General features: G+C 44.2%; 16 protein-coding genes. 14 read left to right on the forward strand and 2 right to left on the reverse strand.

The window, feature by feature from the left end; genetic code table 11:
- Positions 1 to 7 precede the first annotated feature (7 nt).
- From JXL83_06005 to mreC, 14 genes are all read left to right on the forward strand, one after another.
- A complete protein-coding gene (locus tag JXL83_06005) occupies positions 8 to 1,186 on the forward strand; it encodes a radical SAM protein (GenBank protein MBN2363666.1) in 1,179 nt (392 codons plus the stop codon).
- A gap of 35 nt (positions 1,187 to 1,221) precedes the next feature.
- Entirely contained in the window at positions 1,222 to 2,442 is a 1,221-nt protein-coding gene (locus JXL83_06010) for a MiaB/RimO family radical SAM methylthiotransferase (GenBank protein MBN2363667.1), read from the forward strand.
- Positions 2,426 to 4,987, forward strand: coding sequence for a DNA mismatch repair protein MutS (gene mutS / locus JXL83_06015; protein MBN2363668.1), 2,562 nt, complete (start codon positions 2,426 to 2,428; stop codon positions 4,985 to 4,987). Before JXL83_06010 ends, mutS begins: the two co-directional genes overlap by 17 nt.
- On the forward strand, positions 4,980 to 5,885 hold the full coding sequence (locus JXL83_06020; GenBank protein ID MBN2363669.1) for a hypothetical protein: 906 nt from the start codon (positions 4,980 to 4,982) through the stop codon (positions 5,883 to 5,885). Before mutS ends, JXL83_06020 begins: the two co-directional genes overlap by 8 nt.
- 6 nt (positions 5,886 to 5,891) lie before the next feature.
- The gene (locus tag JXL83_06025; GenBank protein MBN2363670.1) at positions 5,892 to 7,136 is read left to right on the forward strand and encodes a hypothetical protein; all 1,245 of its coding nucleotides are present in this window, start codon (positions 5,892 to 5,894) and stop codon (positions 7,134 to 7,136) included.
- A gap of 26 nt (positions 7,137 to 7,162) precedes the next feature.
- The gene (gene xseB / locus JXL83_06030) at positions 7,163 to 7,381 is read left to right on the forward strand and encodes an exodeoxyribonuclease VII small subunit (GenBank protein ID MBN2363671.1); all 219 of its coding nucleotides are present in this window, start codon (positions 7,163 to 7,165) and stop codon (positions 7,379 to 7,381) included.
- Positions 7,378 to 8,259 carry a polyprenyl synthetase family protein gene (locus JXL83_06035; GenBank protein MBN2363672.1) on the forward strand — a complete coding sequence of 294 codons (882 nt, stop codon included), beginning with the start codon at positions 7,378 to 7,380 and terminating at the stop codon, positions 8,257 to 8,259. Before xseB ends, JXL83_06035 begins: the two co-directional genes overlap by 4 nt.
- Positions 8,256 to 8,732: a divergent PAP2 family protein gene (locus JXL83_06040; GenBank protein ID MBN2363673.1), complete on the forward strand. Its 477-nt coding sequence runs from the start codon at positions 8,256 to 8,258 to the stop codon at positions 8,730 to 8,732. The genes JXL83_06035 and JXL83_06040 overlap by 4 nt, the downstream gene beginning before the upstream one ends.
- Entirely contained in the window at positions 8,729 to 10,624 is a 1,896-nt protein-coding gene (locus JXL83_06045) for a 1-deoxy-D-xylulose-5-phosphate synthase (protein MBN2363674.1), read from the forward strand. The genes JXL83_06040 and JXL83_06045 overlap by 4 nt, the downstream gene beginning before the upstream one ends.
- Positions 10,624 to 12,696, forward strand: coding sequence for a sensor domain-containing diguanylate cyclase (locus JXL83_06050; protein MBN2363675.1), 2,073 nt, complete (start codon positions 10,624 to 10,626; stop codon positions 12,694 to 12,696). The genes JXL83_06045 and JXL83_06050 overlap by 1 nt, the downstream gene beginning before the upstream one ends.
- Positions 12,697 to 12,708: 12 nt before the next feature.
- Positions 12,709 to 13,389: a hypothetical protein gene (locus JXL83_06055; protein MBN2363676.1), complete on the forward strand. Its 681-nt coding sequence runs from the start codon at positions 12,709 to 12,711 to the stop codon at positions 13,387 to 13,389.
- Between the two features lie 2 nt (positions 13,390 to 13,391).
- A complete protein-coding gene (gene udp / locus JXL83_06060; protein MBN2363677.1) occupies positions 13,392 to 14,150 on the forward strand; it encodes a uridine phosphorylase in 759 nt (252 codons plus the stop codon).
- Between the two features lie 128 nt (positions 14,151 to 14,278).
- A complete protein-coding gene (locus JXL83_06065) occupies positions 14,279 to 15,292 on the forward strand; it encodes a rod shape-determining protein (GenBank protein ID MBN2363678.1) in 1,014 nt (337 codons plus the stop codon).
- A 47-nt stretch (positions 15,293 to 15,339) separates the two neighbouring features.
- Complete coding sequence (mreC, locus tag JXL83_06070; GenBank protein MBN2363679.1) at positions 15,340 to 16,161, forward strand: rod shape-determining protein MreC; 822 nt, start codon at positions 15,340 to 15,342, stop codon at positions 16,159 to 16,161.
- Between the two features lies 1 nt (position 16,162).
- On the opposite strand, the gene JXL83_06075 is transcribed toward mreC, so the two are convergent.
- Together JXL83_06075 and JXL83_06080 are read right to left on the reverse strand one after the other, a co-directional pair.
- The gene (locus tag JXL83_06075; GenBank protein MBN2363680.1) at positions 16,163 to 16,750 is read right to left on the reverse strand and encodes a class I SAM-dependent methyltransferase; all 588 of its coding nucleotides are present in this window, start codon (positions 16,748 to 16,750) and stop codon (positions 16,163 to 16,165) included.
- Positions 16,747 to 17,529: a hypothetical protein gene (locus JXL83_06080; GenBank protein ID MBN2363681.1), complete on the reverse strand. Its 783-nt coding sequence runs from the start codon at positions 17,527 to 17,529 to the stop codon at positions 16,747 to 16,749. The genes JXL83_06075 and JXL83_06080 overlap by 4 nt, the downstream gene beginning before the upstream one ends.
- Between the last annotated feature and the right edge of the window lie 53 nt (positions 17,530 to 17,582).

Raw genomic sequence — 17,582 nt, forward strand, 5'->3', positions numbered from 1 at the left:
GCTGATTTTGCCGGAGACTTATTCAATAAAGGTATTCGGCTGTAAGGTAAACCAGTACAACGCCGAAATAATTGAAAGCTCTCTCTCATCGGCCGGTTATGTCAAAAAGAAAAATTTTCCCGATTTTACAGTTGTTTTTTCCTGCAGTGTCACCGAAGAAGCGCGCAGGGAATGTATTTCCCAGATAAAAAAATCAAAAAAAGAATCGGGCAGGATTTACGTCAGCGGCTGTTTTAAAGGCGAAGCCCAACGAGGTGAAGAGATTCTGAATGAAATCGGCGTCGAAAAAGCGGATTACCCTCTTGTCAGGAAGAGATCGAGGCCTGTTGTCTCAGTTCAGGAGGGCTGCGTTTCCTTTTGTTCTTTTTGCGTCGTCAATCCGATGAGAGGGAGATCAGTTACGAGAAATCAGGCGAGTGTAATACAGGAGATCTCGATGCTCGAAAGTTCGGGTTATCCTGAAGTTGTGATTGCCGGCATAAGTCTCGGCAAAACGGAAGGCGGATTCGGCAAGTTCCTTAAAAAACTTGTTTCGTCCACAGAATCAATAAGCTTCAGAATAGGCTCGCTCAATCCCCGCGATATCATAGACGACGCCGAATTCAATGAGATGTTGAACGAAAAACGCGTGTTGCCTCACCTTCATCTTTCCATGCAGAGCGGATCACCGGCAGTTTTGAAGGACATGATGAGAAAATACGAACCGCAAGAGGTTATAAAATTTGTTTGTCATTTCAGGGACAAAAGAGAAAATCCGGGTGTAGGGGTGGACATCATTGCCGGATTTCCGACAGAATCCCCTGAAAGCCACGCCGAAACAATGGATTTTCTTCAAAAACTGTCTCCCTCCTATGCTCATGTCTTTCCTTTTTCGGCGAGGAAAGGCACTCTTGCCAACCTTTGTCCCGACACTGTCGGATCGGAGGAGAGGACGAAAAGGGCTTTGGAAATCAGGAATATGGCTAAGAATCTCAGCAGAAAATTTCTCGAAAGCCTTGTCGGGACAACAAGACTTGCCGTCGTCGAAAGGAATAACGGCGGTTTATATACGGCGAGAACAGACAATTACGCCGTCGTCGAAATAATCTCCGATAAATATATGAAAAACTCTTCAAAAGTGAGAATTGTGATAGAATCCTTCGATCAGATAAAAAGAAAACTGAAAGGAAAGCCGTGTTCGGAGTGATGGAATCAAGATTCTTTCTGATATAATCTTCGTCTATGAAATACTATATAAAGACATACGGCTGTCAGATGAATTTCTCTGAGTCGAGATACATGGCAGAAGAGCTCGGTTCGAGAGGGCTGTTGTGGACCGACAACCTGAGCGAAGCGGACCTTATAATAGTCAACGCCTGCTCTGTTAGAAAGCACGCCGAAGACAGGGCGGTCGGATGGATAAGCTCGGTTTCGGGGAAAAAGGCAAAAATCCTCGCCGTGGGCTGTCTCGCCTCACACGTTCCGGAAAGGCTCAAAAGCGCCGGAGCCGACGAAGTCTCTGCAAAAATAGATTTTGAAAAAATTGACCGGATTGAAAGAGGGGAAGGTATTTTTTCAAATGATCTTAAATTCGACCGGATCGAATACGAAATTCCTGTTGTCGTCGGTTGTGACAGATTTTGCACTTATTGTATAGTTCCTTATCTTCGAGGAAAAGTCGTGTCGAAAAATCCTGAAGAAATTTTTAGCGACGTCGAAAAATGTGTGTCAAAAGGAGGCGAGGTATTCAGTCTCCTCGGTCAGAATGTCAACAGATATGATTACAAAGGTTACAGGTTTTCTTCTCTTTTAAACGACGTGTCATATATTGCAGGTGTGAAGAAAGTGACTTTTATGACGTCTCATCCCGCCGACCTTTCAAAAAAAACAGTGGAGACTGTCGCCGGAAACGGAAAGATACTCAAGCATTTTCATCTGCCCTTCCAGACCGGTTCTGATAAACTTCTCAAACAGATGAAGAGAGGTTACGACGTAAAAAAATATACTGATGACATAAGTATGATAAAGGATATTTATCCTGAAATGCGCCTGACAACTGACGTAATGGTCGGTTTACCCGGAGAATCGAAATGTGATTTTGAAGATACGCTCGATCTTGTAAGAAAAATAAGATTCGACGAAGCATACATGTACGCTTTTTCTCCGAGAAAAGGAACTCTCGACAACTTGATGCCCTGTCAAGCAGAGGAAGATGTCGGGAAAAAACGGCTGGCCGAACTTATAGTTTTGCAAAACGGCATATCTCTGGAAAAAAAGAAAGAGAGACTGAACACCATGCAAAGAGCTATGATTACGTCAATATCGCGTTTCGGCGGATATTCTCTGGGAATACTTGCTGATTTTTCACCCGTTTTAATAGACGCCGAATTTGAAAGGGGCAGGGAGTTGGACGTAATGTTGAGCGGATTGAAAGGAGCGACGCTTTTTGGACGGCCTGTTTGAGGATGCTCTTTCCGTACCGCAGACACCTTTTCTGAAGCAGTATTTCAGGGAAAAAAGCAAATTTCCCGACGCCATCCTTTTTTTCCGGATGGGCGATTTTTATGAGACGTTCTTCGACGACGCCAAAACGGTTTCGGAACTCACCGGAATAGCCCTGACTTCGAAACCGGCGGGTAAAAACACGAGAGTCCCTCTTGCAGGGGTTCCGGTCAAGGCAGTTGACAATTATATCAACAGTATTATAGGAAAAGGATACAAGGTCGCTGTGTGCGAGCAACTCGAGCCGCCCGGAAAAAAACTGATAAAGAGGGAGATAGTCAATCTGATAACACCGGGAACGGCGGTCGAGCCGTCTTTGGTCAGCCCTGAAAAAGATCTGTACGTATGCTGTATCATACCGGGGAAAAAAACCACGGGATTCGCTTTCGCCGAAGCTTTGAGCGGTGAGTTCAAAACCGGGGAAATACAGACTGAAAATCTCGAAGAAGAACTTCAGAGAATTTCCCCCAAAGAAATACTTCTGCCCGAAGGAATTGAGTTCGAAGCAAAAGACTGGTTTATATCGCGTCTTGACGACACATATTTCAGTCCTGCCGTGTCATCCAAACTTAAAAAAAAGCTCGGAACCGCAACTTTTTTGGGTTTTGGAATAGAGGACGGCTCCCTACCGGCTCTTGCGGCCTCCGCGCTTTTTGAATATTTGTCGAGGACGACAAACAGCGGAATGGACCATATGAATAAGCTTCAGAAGCACGATTTTTCAAAATCCATGACCTTCGACAGAACTACGGCAAAAAATCTCGAAATAATCGAATCTTCTTCTGGCGATAAAAACGATTCTCTGTTCGGAGTACTCGACTACACCGAGCTTTCCTGCGGAAAAAGACTTTTAAAAAAATGGCTGTCCGAGCCTCTTACTGAAGCGGAAAATATTGAAGAAAGACTGGACGCCGTGCAGGAATTGAAAGAAAAAAGCGGGATCCGAGACGAGTTGACTTTTCTTTTTAAGGATCTGCACGACCCGGTCAGGCTGTCAGGCAGGCTGGGGACGGGCAGAGCAACCGTTTACGAACTCACAAAATTAAAAAGCGTATTGAAGTGCATTCCTGAAATAAAGAAAACGGTTGGTGCGCTTACATCAAAAATTCTCAGAGACATATCTGAAAAACTGGATCCCCAAAGCGATGTATATGAAGTGTTGAAAAATTCTTTGGCTGAGATCGCTGAAGAAAGCGTCAAAAGAGGATTCAGAGAAGAGCTTGACCTTTTGAGGGATGACGTCAAAGATGCTTTGTCCAAGATCACTTCACTCGAGAAGGAACAGAAAAAAATCACGGGAATTTCATCCCTGAAGATAAAGTATAACGCCGTAATAGGTTATTACTACGAGATCACGAAACCGAATCTGGACCTTGTGCCGTCGGAATTCCGCAGAAAACAATGGCTTTCCAACGCAGAGCGATTCAGCGACAGAGAACTGGAAGAACTTGAAGAAAGAATTTTAAGCGGACAGCAGAAAATAAAAATCATGGAAGAAAATATAATAGACGAAATAAGGACTCTGTGCTGCTTAGCGTCGAAAACGACAAGAGAAAACGGCGAACTGATTTCATGTCTCGATGTTCTGATGTCTTTCTCTAAAGCCGCAGAAAATCAAGGATACGTAAGACCGAAACTCGCCGATAGCAATGTTTTACACGCATTGGAATCCAGGCATCCCGTCGTTGAGAAAAAGACGGGAAACGATTCTTTCGTTCCAAACGACATTTTTCTCGACGGTGAAAACGGCCCTTCTCTTGCCATAATAACAGGCCCTAACATGTCGGGTAAATCAACTTACATGAGGCAGGCGGCTCAAATCGCAATAATGGCCCAGGCGGGTTCGTTCGTTCCGGCAAAATATGCAGAGATCGGGTTGACGGACAGAATATTTTCGAGAATTGGAGCCAGTGACGACATTTCAAAGGGAATAAGCACATTCATGGCCGAAATGATTGAAACAGCCAACATTACAAACAACGTCACACCGCGCAGCCTCGTCATCCTCGACGAGATCGGAAGAGGGACAAGCACATACGACGGCATTTCAATAGCGTGGTCAGTCGCCGAATATCTTGTCTCGCGTATAGGATGCAGAACTTTGTTCGCGACTCATTATCATGAATTGACGGGACTTTCCGAAAAATATGATTTTGTCGAGAATCTTAATATTTCGGTTCAGAGATCGGGTGAAAAAATACTGTTTCGGAGAAAAGTGGAAAAAGGATCGAGCAGTCACAGTTACGGAATTGAAGTTGCGAGAATTGCAGGACTGCCCGTCGAGATTATTAAAAAGGCAAGGGAAATACTGAAAATACTTGAAAAAAGCGAAACCATCATTCATGATTCAGCGGCAGAATCATCTGAAATAATCGAAACTGACGGTTTGGAAAATGTAATAGTCGAATACTTGAAAAAAATTGACCCTGAGAATATTACGCCGAAAGAGGCGCTCGACGTCCTGTTCAGGTTAAAAAAAATAGAAAGGGAGGGAAAAATTGTTTGAAATTATTTATATTATCCTCTCAATTCTCGACTCTCATAACGTTTCCTGCCTGGAATATGAATCCGGTGCAGTTTACGCCGGTACTTTGGGAGGCGGGCTTTACATTATTGAAACGGAAGATTTTCTTGTCAGAAAATTGCCGGATTCCTGTCTGCCTTGTCCGTATGTCTCATCAGTCTACAAGCGTGGAAATATTTTTCTTGTGGGCACATATAACGGATTTACAGCCTTGAGCGAAGACGGCACCTGCCTGTTTTCGTACGTCTCCGCAGATCATTACGAGAGATTCGTGACGTCTATCGAACGATTCGGCGATCGCACGGTTCTCGGAACTTCGTCGGGAATTGTGGTTCTTGGAAACGGATCCGTTTTTAAAAGACCTGTGACTTCGCCGGTTTCCTGCATGGTTATAGCCGGTGATTCCCTTTTAATAGGCGCTATGGACGGAATCTACGTGATGAGAGAGGATTATGAATCCGAAAAGATTTCTGTCAACGGTTCATTTTTCAATCATCCGGTCAGATCTATTCTCGTCGACAGCGGATGGATATGGACAGGTCTCGAAGACGTTTACGAAGGATATTCACCTGGCGGGTTGTATCTTGTGGGGGGGCCAAATCTTTTTTTCAGATTGGATGTTTTGACCGGATTAAGGTACTACGGAGTCCGGGCACTCTGCATGGTCGGAGACTCACTGCTTGTAGCGACTTATGAAAATTCAACCGGATCCGGATTCGGAGCCCTGCAGATATTGTACGCGGGAAAGATCGAAGAATTCGAATCGCCGGGTATCGGATCATCTTTCAACAGAGCGGTGAACGATATTCTCTACATAAAGGAAAGAAAAGAGATCTGGATTGCTACGTCCAGAGGGATTGAGATAGTAAAAACGGAATAGGTTTGTTTGAAGTATATTGAAATCAAAAAACTGATAGACGGTCTCGAAAACCGCGAAAAAGGTATGATGAGGTATTTCGAGCCCAATTTGACCGGGCTCAGGAATGTCGCCGCTTCTATGAGCATGAGAAAAAGAAAAACGGTCAAAGTTGTCGGCACCAACGGCAAAGGTTCAGTCTGCGCTATTTTGACGTCAATTCTCGCTGAAAGCGGACTTAAAACAGTCACTTTCACTTCTCCTCATCTCGTCAATGAACTGGAGAGGATTAGAATAAATGGAACCGACGTCCCCGAGGAGATTTTTTATCCGGCGATTTCAAAGGTCTTCAGATACGCCGGCAAGTTTCTCACTTATTTCGAGGCGATGTTTTTAACAGCCCTGACAGTAGCTGAAGATGAAGACGCAGACGTTCTGATACTCGAGGCGGGGATGGGAGGTAAATTAGACGCTACTAACGCAGTTGAATGCGACGTGTTTTGCTGTACGTCAATTTCCATCGATCACTCTGATGTTCTCGGAGAGACAGTATTTCAGATAGCACTGGACAAGGCCGGCGGAATGAGCCCCGGTTGTGACGTAGTGTTAGATCTCAAAAAGCCATTGAGAGATCTGTTCGAGCTCCGGGCTTCCCTGAACGGATCGAGATTTTTTCCGGCGGACGATCTGATAGAAAAAGTGTCAGGGCGCTGTTCCGGCGAAGGAATCCTTTTCAATTGTCGAAATTTCGGAGAAGTATTTGTTCCCCTCAAAGGCATGTTTCAGATAGAAAATATCAAATTAGCCCTGGCGATAATAGAAAGACTGAAAAGCGAATTTAAAATCGAAACCCGTCATGTGCTGATAGGCGCTGAAAAAACAGTTCATTTAGGGCGGCTTCATTATGTAGGTCGAAATCCCCTGAAGATTATAGACGGAAGCCACAACGTCAATGGTGTGCGCGAAACCGTGAAATTTCTTTCGGATACACACGGGGGCTTGAAATTTTCAGTTTTTTTTTCGGCCATGAGGGACAAGGATTATCTTGGAATGATAGAAGCACTCGATTCTGTAGCCGGAGTGTTTTACGCATCTGGAATAACAGACAGAATTCTTAAAAAACAGGAATATGAGGAGGCTTTTAACAGGATTGGTCGCAAGTTCAATTATCTGGAAAGAGATGAATTCATTACGGAATTTATAAAAAACAAAGATGACAGCATAGCGGTCGGAAGCCTTAGAACGGCCGGCGAAATTCTTAAAGCGTTGACATAAAATAGCAATGGTGATAACTCTAAACTATGGAAAAATCAAAGAGCGTGTCTTTTGAGAAGATGATGTCGAGGATAGGCGAGATTGTCGACTCTCTGGAAGACCCGAATTTGCCTCTGGAAAAGTCTATTGATCTCTACGAAGAAGGCATGAAGCTCATAAAAAAGACCCGATCGTATCTTTTTGAAGCCGAAAAGAGGATCAAAATAATTACCGAAGAAGATAAGATCGAGGAAGCGGATATTTGATCTCAGTGGAAAACCGGCTAAAAGAGAACAGGGGACTGGTCGAAAAGTGGCTGAATGAGAACTTGCCCCAAAAATCCGATTTTCCCGAGATCATACACGAAGCGGTAAGATACTCGGTCCTCGGAGCAGGCAAATATCTGAGGTCATATCTCGTTCTCGAAGCTTGCAGAGTGTCCGGCGGCAAAGAAATAAACGCCCTTCCGGTCGCCGGAGCCATAGAGATGCTTCATTCGTACAGTCTTATTCATGACGACCTGCCGGCGATGGACGACGACGATCTGAGAAGGGGAAAGCCGACCTCTCACAAAAAATTCGGCGAGGACATAGCCGTTTTGGCCGGTGACGCCCTTTGCACTTACGCTTGGCAGGTTATAGCGGATTCAACACCTCCTGAAGTCTGCTCGGAAGTCGTCAAAGTGTTGGGAAAAGCGGTCGGCACAAAAGGAATGATAGGCGGACAGGTTGCCGATATGCACTGGCACCGGATGACTTTCAAAAAACAAAAAATGCTGAGATACATCCACAGACACAAAACGGCGGCTCTCATTTCGGCTTCTTTAACATGCGGTTCCGTTTGTGCCGGTGCCGACAAGGTTTTAACAGGTAAATTTGAAAGAGCCGGCATACTTCTCGGCATGGAATTTCAGATTGTCGACGATATTCTCGATGAAACGGGCGATGAGAAAAAAATGGGTAAAAAACTGAAAAAAGATTCTTCGAGCAACAAACTCACTTATCCTAACTTTTACGGTTTGAAGACTTCGAGGTTTTTAGCCGAAAATTACGCAAAAAGAGCCGAGAAGATTTTTTCGAAGATGGGCGAAAAAACCTCCGATTTGATTGAATTGACTCATTTCATACTGGAAAGATCAAACTGATGGAAATCCCTCGCAACGGAATTAGCATTGTACTCATAACTTTGTTTTCGGGATCTCTGGTTCAGACTGTTAAAGTTATAATAGGTGTTCTGGGAGATTACAGAAAATATAAAAAATTCATTCTCGGAAAAAACATAAAGAGAATAAACGAACCCGGCGGTATGCCTTCTTCACACTCTTCTTCAGTAATCACGCTGTCGTTTTTAGTCGGTTACTGGAACGGATTCACGAGTTTGCTTTTCGGCATAACACTCTTCTTTTCTCTAATAGTCATATACGACGCCGCAGGAGTCAGGCGTTCAGTCGGAAGACAGGCGCAAATCCTCAACAATATAATAGATGAAATGAACAGACTGGGTCATATGAAAGCCGGCAGGCTTAAAGAACTCCTCGGCCACACGGCTTTCGAGGTCTTTATCGGCTCTTTGATAGGTTTTGTCATCGCTTGGTTTTTCGGGAGGTTCCTTTCATGAAAACTAAAGAAAATCAATTTCTTTCAGGGATAAACTGTCCCGGCGATGTGAAAAAACTTTCAAACGACGAGCTTGCTGTCCTGGCGGATGAACTGAGGAAATTTATTATTGATGTCGTCGCAAAGAATGGAGGCCATCTCGCTTCAAACCTCGGCGCCATAGAACTCACCCTGGCAATGCTCAGCGTTTTTGACGTGACTCGGGACAAGATAATATGGGACGTCGGGCATCAGTGTTATGCATATAAGATTCTGACAGAGAGGAAACATCTGTTTCATACAATCAGACAGTTCGGAGGGATTAGCGGGTTTCCCAAAATCAGTGAAAGTCCTTACGACGCATACGGCACGGGTCACGCCTCTACCTCGATATCCTCAGCCGTCGGAATGGCCGTCGCCAGAGACGCTCTGTCTCAGAAACATGAAGTCATAGCGGTAATAGGCGACGGGGCTCTCACGGGAGGACTCGCCTGGGAGGGCTTGAATCACGCCAGCAGTTTCAGGGGTGACATAACAATCGTAATAAACGACAACGGAATGTCGATAAGTGAAAATGTCGGAATGATCTCGGAATATCTCAACAAACTTGTCACTGCGCCCGTATACAACAGGATGAGGGACGACGTATGGGAGCTTCTCGGACTTTTGCCTTCCTTTCTCAGCAAAAGGGCGAGGGATGTTGCAAGAAGGGTAGAGGAAGGTTTTAAAAACCTTCTGATTCCTACGATTCTTTTCGAAGAGCTCGGTTTCAGGTACATAGGCCCGGTCAACGGTCACGACATTAAATCCCTCATCGATGTTTTTAAAGGAGTCAAAAGGCTTAAAGGACCCAAAGTCGTCCACGTACTCACTCAAAAAGGCCGGGGTTACGATAAGGCGGAGAATGACCCCGAGGTGTTTCACGGTATAGGACCTGTCAAAAAATCCTGTGACGAAACGGATCCCCATAAAAATGCGGTTTCGTGGACGGACGAAGTATCGGATTTGCTTATCGAACGAGCCGAAAAAGATCCGTCAATAGTAGCAATAACGGCGGCCATGCCTCTGGGAACAGGACTGGACAAGTTTTGCAGACAGTTTCCGGAAAGGTTTTTCGACGTCGGCATTGCCGAAGCACACGCGTCGGTTTTTGCCGCGGGCATGGCGGCTAAAGGCTTGAAGCCTGCTATCGCTCTGTATTCATCTTTTCTTCAGAGGGCTTTCGATCCGGTCATTCATGACATAGCTTTGCAGGGATTGCCCGTTTCTTTTTTCATTGACAGGGCAGGATTTGTCGGAGAAGACGGCCCGACTCATCACGGTTTGTTCGATATCGGCTTTCTTTTGTCGGTACCCGGTATAGTGTTCATGTCGCCTGCCGACGGAAACGACTTAAAGCAAATGATGGACGTCTCTTTTGAATGCGGAAAACCGACTGTTTTGAGATATCCGAGAGACAAGATGAGAGATGGTCTTGAAGGATTTTCGCCCGAGAAGGTCGAGATCGGAAAACCTTCTTTTCTCGAAGGAGACTGCTCTCTAGCGATAGTGGGAGTTGGAACGTGCGTATACACAGCCGTTGAAGTGAGGGAGATGATGAGCGCCAACGACGGACTGACACCATGGGTAGTGAACGCGCGTTTCATAAAACCGGTCTCCGGCGAACTCGTAGATTTCCTGAAAGACAAAAAGGCAGTTATCTGTATCGAAGAGGGTTCAAAAATAAACGGATTCGGGGCTTTCCTCTCTTTGTCACTCGCTGAAAGCGGATTCTCCGGAAAGTTTTATTCGGCGGGAGTCGAAGACAGTTTTCAGCCGCACGGTTCGAGAGACGTTCTCATCAGACGTGCCGGTCTTGACGCCCGGAGTATTTATGAAAGAACTGCCGACCTTGCGGCCGGTATCAAGAGTTGATGAATTTTAAAAAACCGCCTGAAAAAATCCATTATTATCTCTTTTTATACGCTCTTATGTTTTTGTCGCTTTTTTTTTCCTCGAACGGTACTTTTTACGACCTCGGCATGAGAGTTTTCAACAGGATCGGGATTGTTCTTCTTTTGATTGTCTGCTCCGGATTCATAATAATGCTATTTGTCAGGACTCAAAAGAACTTTTTTAAGGCGATTACATTTCACGGCATCGCCACTCTTGTTTCAACTTTTGTTATGCTCGTTCAGCTTTCCGGAGGAGTACTCTGGGGTTTTTATTTTCCTTTGATGGTTCTCATTTCGTTCCGTTCGGAAAAGAAAAAAGCTTTGGCAGGTTTCTCGGTAATAGCTTTTGCCGAAATATCTTCGTCTGTGTTTTCAAATTCCGGCAACAACTTCGGACAAGATTACAATCCTCTTTCCCTTAGGCTCATTCAGTTGGTGTGTCTTTTCGCAACTGTCGAACTTTTTCACAGGATTTTCGTTTTCAGAAAACCTTCTGTCAGGCAAAGAGAGGCTGAATCTGCTTTCCTGCCTCCGCTTGAAAGAATAATTCCGTCAAAAAAGATTATATCCCGCAATGTCTCCAACATTCTCGGAGTGATTTTCAGCAATCCGAATGTCCGAACGGTTGTTTTGCTGTTCATTGAGAACTCGATCGAAGGAACTGTTTTTAAAATTTTTGATTTCAGGTCTTCGGCTGCGGATTTCATCGATGCTTCAAAATACGTGAAATATTCCGGCAGTCTTCTTTCAATTGCGGCTCGAGAGCCGAAATATTTTTTGTCGCGCAATTTTACCGGAGCCGCTTTTAATCTGGGTTACTACACGGACGATGTGGCGGTTAAATCCTTCTGCGCCTCTCCCGTCAGGATCGGCGAGGAAACGGTCGGTTTGCTTTGTGTAGACAGTGATGTTCAAGAAGCCTTTTCCGAAGAGACGGCTTTCGACGTTCACAGGTATTCCCTGATTCTTTCAGAAATCATTCAGATATCTTCTCACCTCGAAAAGAAAGAGATAGCTTCAACATTTCTTGAAATAATAAACGACCTGGCGGACAAATTCGTGCGTTCAATTTATTTCAAGGACGTCATAGAGATATTCACAGTCAAACTCAGGGAGACTTTCAATTATGAAGATTTCCTCATAGTCCTGGTCGATAAATACTCAGTCGTCACTCACACCAAATCCGGCAACAATATTTTTTTTTGCGACAGATTGGGAACCGATTTCTCGCTGAGCCCGAGATCGATAGCCAGGCTGGTCATAAAAAAGAACATCAGTTTGAATGAGACTAATTTTCAAAAAAACACTTCGGTTTCGAGATTCATCCTTCACCCTGATGACGGCAGTGTCAACGTGATGTCCTTTTTGGCCGCTCCGGTGCCTTCGAAGGAAGAACCGTGCGGTGCAGTGTTTTTGATGAGTAATTATTTAAACAACTACGAAAAAAAGGATTCCGAACTTCTCGAAGTGTTCGCACGCCTTCTTGGAGCGGCGATTTCGAGAGCTAAATTGTACGAAGAGAAAGAAAGGCTTTCTCTCAAAGACGGCTTGACAGGGCTTTACAATCACAGGTATTTTCAGGAACTCCTGGACGAAGAGATTTCAAGATGCAGCAGAACCACTTCGTCGTTAAGTCTCCTGATCATGGATATTGATTTTTTCAAGAAAATCAACGACGCTTTCGGACACAGGACGGGAGACACGGTACTGACGGGAATATCTTCTTATCTCGCAAATTCAGTCAGGAAATTTGATTCAGTCGCCCGCTACGGAGGTGAAGAATTGACGGTGATACTTCCCGAATGCCCCTACAAGGAAGCGGTCATGATATCTGAAAAGCTGAGACAAGGCATAGAGAGTCTCGAATGGCAGGATCAAAACGGAGTACCTTTCAAAGTGACGGTGTCAATAGGAGTCAGTTCATATCCTCTGAGGGCTCAGACAAAGGAAGATTTAATTGAAGACGCCGACGAGTCTTTATACTCCGCGAAAGAAGGCGGCCGGAATTCGACGGCTTACGCACAAAAGATATACAATATAAACATAACTTAATGTGAGGTGAAAATGAAAAAAATCTTTATCGGTCCTGTTTTTTTGCTGGTTTTTATTCTCGGCTTTGCCGCGGGATTCGTATTTTCCGCCGTCAGATTCAATTCCTCAAAAAACGTTGTCCCCATGAATGTCGGCAGCGCCCTGCCAGTCAAAGCTGAACAGGTTATTTCAGGCCTCAAGAGTTATTTGTCACAGTGGAAAGGAAGACTCGAGATATTGTCGCAAGGAGATTTACAAGACAGCCTTATAATAGTCTCTCTATATGATGTCGATCCGGTCAACGTGAAAGGACTAATGATTTCTGATTCATCTTCGAAGCGTTATTATCCGCCCGAAATCGAATTTGAGGCCGACAAAGGTGATTTTGGGTTCAATTTCAGCCTCGAACCATTCTACGTGGTTTACTCTTCGGAAAGGACGATCGCCGTTCTGTTGGATCAGAGTGTTCTCGAGAAGAGAGTCGCGCTTCAGGCGATGTCCAGCTCAGCGACGCCGTTTACAACTGTTTTGTTTTCCGGAGAAAAACAGGTCTTTTCCAGTGACGAAGCTTTTACCGCGCCATACGACACTTTGTATGCCTTTACAGACACAGGAAGCGTTTGGACTGACGGTACGATAGAAAAATACTGGAAAAAATTCCAGATTGAAAATGTCTTTCTGACAATAGTGATTCACTACGGAAAAGATTTGTAAATATGAAAGCTTATCACATAAAACTTTCCGAGAAAGATATCGGCGGTGTCAAGACGGCTCTTCTCCCCGGAGATCCCATGAGAGTCGAAAAAATCGCTTCTCTTGCCGGAAAAAATAATTTCAAAAAACTTACCAGCAACAGAGAATTCTTTAGTGCACTTTGCACGGTTCAGAATATTCCCATTCTCGTGATATCTACAGGAATCGGCTGTCCTTCATTGGCCATCGCCGTGGAAGAACTGGCCCATTTGGGAATTGAGAACTTCATTAGAGTAGGAACGACCGGAGCGATCCAGCCGGGCATACTTCCGGGGGACTTAATAGTAAGCACTGCGGCCGTGAGGCTCGATGGCACTTCAGGACACTACGCTCCGATGTCATATCCCGCTGTCGCTTCTTATGACATCGTCAACGCTCTTGTAAGATCGGCAAAAAAATTTAAAATCAGGCATCACATCGGAGTGACTGTAACGAGCGACACGTTTTACCCGGGGCAGGAAAGATACGACACTTTTACCGGCCACATAATAAGAGATTACAGAGGCTCCATGGAGGAATGGAAAAAGCTGAAAGTTCTCAATTATGAAATGGAATCTTCAGCTCTGTTCGTTATGGCAAGCGTTTTCGGTTTAAAAAGCGGAACCGTCTGCGGAGTAATTGTAAACAGGTCGGAAAATGAGAAACCGGACGACTCTTTTATAGAAAAAGTCGAAAAAGAAACTGGAACTGTAGCGCTCGAAGCCGCCACAAAGTTAAAATAACTTGACATCAGGTCTCTTTAAGTATATATAAAACTGTCAATTAAGCCACTTTATAAGTATACTTGTAGGAACGGAGTGATGTATTTATGGCTTTTCAGATAAATAGATTGAGAAAGACATTTTCGAGTATGATGTCCAATGATATGGCCATCGATCTTGGAACAGCCTCCACGCTGATTTATATAGAAGGCGAAGGAATCGTTTTAAATCAGCCTTCAGTCATAGCTTACCGTGTCAGTGATAAAAGTATTGTCGCCGTGGGAGACGAAGCAAAAAGGATGTACGGAAGAACCCCGGGCGGTCTTGAATCCGTGAGGCCGATGAAAGACGGTGTCATAGCCGATTTTTCTCTTGTAGAAGAAATGTTGAGGTATTTTATTCATCAACAGCAGAAAAAAGGACTCATGGGTCACCCGAGAGTTCTTGTCTCTGTCCCGACAGGTATAACTGCAGTTGAAAGCAGGGCAGTCAGGGATTCTGTCGAACACGCAGGAGCGAGAGAAGTCTTTCTCGTATACGAACCGATAGCGGCCGCGATAGGAGTTGACATTGATGTCCTTTCTCCCAGCGCAAGCATGATCATAGATATTGGCGGCGGAACCACAGAAATAGCGGTTATAGCATTGTCCGGCCTTGTAGCGAAAGGGTCTGCGAGAGTTGGAGGAGACGAGGTAGACGAATATATACAAAGATGGCTCAAAAATAATTTTCATCTGGACATAGGCCTCAATACAGCAGAGGAGATAAAGAAAAAAATAGGATCAGCTTTTGTCCTCGACGAAGATAGAGAGATGGAAGTCAGGGGAATGAATTACGACACGGGAATACCCAAAAGCATTAAACTCAGTTCGAGTGATGTCAGGGAAGCAATAAGAGAGCCTGTGAAAATGATAGTCGCTGCAGTACAGGAAACTCTGAAAAAAACAAAACCGGAACTGAGTTCAGACATAGTTGACAAAGGCATACTCATGACCGGAGGGGGCTCCATGCTTTACGGCCTTTCCGCATTGATACAGGAAGAGATAAACATAAGGGTCAGGGTGGCTGACAACCCAATTGAATGCGTAGTCCGAGGAGCGGGAAAAATACTGGCGAACATGGACAAGTTTGAAAAAGTAATCAAAAAAGGCGACGAAGAATAGACACTGAAACCCAGTCAAATCATAAGGTTGACACTTTCAGCCTTGTATTGATCCTGGTTTTTTCCTTTTTTCTTATAATTCTGGACTTCCAGGCAAGACACGTCGTACTATCGGTTGTTTCTCCGAATCCGGTTACGAAAGTCATGAAAATAGCTGCAGCTTTCAGAGAATACAAGCATCTGAGAGAAGAAAATGAAAAATTAAGAAAACAGCTCGCTTACATGGTCCTCAACAGGATTACATATGAAGAGCTGATAAGAGAGAACGAGAATCTGAACAAACTCCTGGGTTTCAGGCAATACAGTTCTTTCAGACTAATACCGGCGGAGATAATTTCCCGGTCGGAGGATTATGCCAACTTTTCACTGACGATAGGAAAGGGGTACAGAGACGGCCTCTACAGAAATTCGGTTGTTATCGGTGTAAACGGCATTGTCGGAAAACTGATAAAAGTCATGTCGAACTATTCAATTGTCCAGACCTATTACGATCTCAATTTCAGGATAAGTGCGATGGATCTCAGATCGAACCAGATAGGCATCGTCAGCTGGGACGGAAGAGGCAGAAACCTGACTTTTCAGGTCTCCGCGGATGTAGACATAGCCGAAGGAAGCAGAATAATATCTACGGGAATTGGAGGCATATATCCCAGGGGACTGGACATAGGAGTCGTCGGTCCCGGACCCTACGACAGGAGTACATTGTTTTTAAAAGTTCCGGTCATACCCTCTCAGAGTCTTTCCGCGATGGACAATGTCTTTGTCATATCAGGAGACCTTATTGAAAGCGACAGCCTTGAAATGTCTGATTTTCAGGGTGAATTGATTTTCGAGATATCGGACTGGCGGCTGAAGTTCACCGTCGATTAATTCAGAATTTCCGGCAATCGTAAATTATACTCGTCCATTTTCCTCTTTCTTTAATTATCTCTTCTCTGCTGAAAATGAAATTGCTGTATTTCAACTTATTTTCAACTTTTGACGGAGAGTGATAAAAAGATTCGATTTTGAATTTTTTGTTGAAGACGTTGAGCGAAAGAGGTGTTTTTTGAGGTATAATGTTGAAAACGAAACGGCCGTTTTGTTTTAGTATCTCATAAACAGATGAAAATAATTCTTCCGGGTGTTCAATATGAACCATGAGGAACGATGCGACAGCCAGGTCAAAACAGGCGTCTTTAAACGGGAGGCAGAGAGCGTCCGCGACCACCCGGAGATTTTTTGAACCGCTGTTTTTTTTAAGAATTTCTTTTGCCAGGTCCAGGCTTACTACAGTCAATGATCTTTTTTTCAACTCGGCGAATAATCTGCCGTCACCGGCGCCAATATCCAGTGTCAGAACCGATTTTTCAAGATGTTCGACGAATTCCGTTCTGTCGAACGAATCGAGATAGGCGTGGTGCTTAAAGTATTTTTCGCTGTAAAAGTTGTACCCTGTTTTGGAATCCAGTGTTTTCAACGCGTCCAGGAAATTATGTATGTTCCGGTGAGGATCTCGCTTTTCAGTTTCAAAGAGGCGAGAGGGGGAAATCCCATTGAATCCGATATTTTTTCGAGAAGTGGATGATAATGAGCGGGAAGGCGTCTCAGGTTGTATGGTAGCTTGATTTTCTCGACACATCGCAGTACGGATTGAAGGGTTTTTAAAGCCAAAGAAGGGTCTTCTTTCAGTCTGGAAAGTTTTTTTATGTCGATTCTGTCTTTTACAATTATTTTTTCTATGGAATATTCGTTTTTTTTCAGCATCAGGGTCTGCACGGCGCCCATTTTGTTTTTCGTGCATGACACGTCAAAAAAAACTGCAAGGTCGGGATATTCTGAAAGAGTGTAATATTCTCGGAAATTATTTTTTAGCCAGTGAGATCTTTCGGGAAAGAACCCGAATGTTTTCACGGAAGGGCTCACAAGGTTTTTCAGCTCGGGAGTGATGTCTTCCATGTCGAACAGACGGCTACATCCACCCGAAGGTGTTTTTTCTTTTTCGAGCATTTTTCTTAACGGATCATCAGGTGAGAGAAGCGGCAGTACAGAGTTTTTTAAAAAAAGGACCAAGTCGGGATTTTTAGTTATCGAGTTTTTTGATGTGACATCAATATTTTCTTCTCTGACCTTTAAACGGGAAGCTTTTTCATTGAGCGGAAGTTTCCTTGTGAGGAATTTTTCTTGTTCGTTCTCAAAATACCACGCAACGGGTTCCAGAAACGGGTATTTTGCGGTTAAAGTTCCGACGGATTTCACCAGATAAATATATCAGATACGGAAATAAATGTTAACATTTATGATGTTGACTT

It is taken from the genome of candidate division WOR-3 bacterium (genome assembly GCA_016934535.1).
Lineage (GTDB): Bacteria > SDB-A > SDB-A > SDB-A > SDB-A > JAFGIG01.